Below are 1,797 nucleotides of genomic sequence, written 5' to 3'. Positions count from 1 at the left end.
CGGACACCGCCCCCGTTCACATCAGAGCCGGGCGCCACCCGCGCCAACCTCGGCACCCGCACCTCACCATCACGCACCGCCACCTGCGGCTCACCCGAGGCCAGGAGCGCGGGCAGCACGTCAGACAAGGTCGCGAGCGAAGACTCCCGATCATCCACATCGACCAGGACAAACCTGCCCGGATTCTCCGACTGGGCGGTGCGCACAAGTCCTTGCGCCGCAGCCACGACCGGGTCCGGCGCCGCTTCACCGTTCTCGCCGGCCACAACCCCGCACCGGGTGACGAACACCAGACGCGAGTCGGCGAACCGGTCATCTGCCAGCCACCCCTGCAGCAAGCCCAGAACATCCGAGGTCAACTCGTGCGCCGACTCCACGACCCCGCCGGCTCGACCGGAGACCGCTTCCGCCACCACCACGCCCGGCACCGGAGCCGCCTCCGCCAGCGACAGCAGATCCGCATGAACCGGCGCCGAATCCCCGGCCGCGCGCAGCGCTCCGGCGACACCCAACGTGTCCGGGCCGAGCAGCGCCACCGGGAACGGATCGGCGTCCGGGAGATCGGTCAGCGGCGCCCACTCCACGCCGAACAGCGCGTCCCGCTCCGCCCCTCGGCCGCTTCCCGCAGCGGCGAACTGCTCAGCCGCGACCGGTCGCAGTTCCAGCGACCGCGCCGACAGCACCGGCTCCCCGGCCGCGTCCACCGCGATCATCGAGACCGCGTCGCCTCGGGTCCTGGCCAGCCGCACCCGCAGCACCGACGCCCCGACCGCGTGCAGGCACACTCCACCCCAGGAGAACGGCAACCGGCCGCCCTCGGCGTCGTCCAGTCCGGCGAACGGCACCGCGTGCAACGCCGCGTCCAGCAGCGCCGGGTGCACCCCGAACGAACCCGCACTCGACGCCGCCTGCTCAGGCAGCACGACCTCGGCGAACACCTCGCCGTCGACGCCGCGCCAGGCCGCCGTCAACCCCTGGAACACCGGCCCGTATTGGAACCCGGCCGCGGCGAACTGGTCGTACAACCCGTCCAGCTCGATGACGGAGGCCCCTTGCGGCGGCCACATCACCGTCTCGAACGGCGCGGCGGCGCGGCCTCCGGCCGTCAGCACACCGGTCGCGTGCTCGACCCACGGCTCGTCATCGGCGGCCTCGGCCGTCCGGGCATAGACGCTCACCTCACGACGGCCCGACTCGTCCGCCGCTCCCACCCACACCTGCACCGCGACAGCGTCCCGCTCACCCAGCACCAGCGGCGTGGTCAGGGTCAGTTCCTCGATCACATCGCAGCCGACCTGGTCACCGGCCCGCACCGACAGCTCCACGAACACGCTGCCCGGCACCACCGCCGAACCCATCACCAGGTAATCGGCCAGCCACGGATGTGACCACAGCGACAACCGACCGGTCAGCAGCACCCCGTCGGAGCCGGCCAGACCGACCGCGGCCCCCAGCAACGGATGGCCCGTAGCCGCCAACCCGACAGCCGCCACATTCCCCACCCGTGAAGCGGCACCATCAGGCCAGAAACGCCGACGCTGGAAGGCGTACGTCGGCAGCTCCACCCGGCGCCCACCAGCGAGCACCGACTCCCAGTCCACCCCCACCCCGTACACATGCAACTGAGCCAACGCCGACATGACCGACCACTGCTCATCGCGGTCCCCGCGCAGCACCGGCACCACCACCGCGTCAGCCCCCGCCACCAGGTCCGCGACAGGCTGCTCCTCGGCGGCAAGGGTGTCCTGAGCCATCGCGGTCAACACCCCGTCAGGCCCCAGCTCCAGATACGCCCGC

General features: G+C 72.0%; 1 protein-coding gene. It reads right to left on the bottom strand.

Features of this window, described 5'->3' with window-relative positions:
• Positions 1-1,754 (bottom strand): polyketide synthase dehydratase domain-containing protein (locus AB0K21_RS44605; RefSeq protein ID WP_364159290.1); only part of this gene is annotated, 1,754 nt, incomplete at its 3' end.
• Between the last annotated feature and the right edge of the window lie 43 nt (positions 1,755-1,797).

This window comes from Streptosporangium sp. NPDC049248, assembly GCF_040678965.1.
GTDB lineage: Bacteria > Actinomycetota > Actinomycetes > Streptosporangiales > Streptosporangiaceae > Streptosporangium > Streptosporangium fukuiense.
This window is presented reverse-complemented; position numbering and strand designations above follow the sequence as displayed.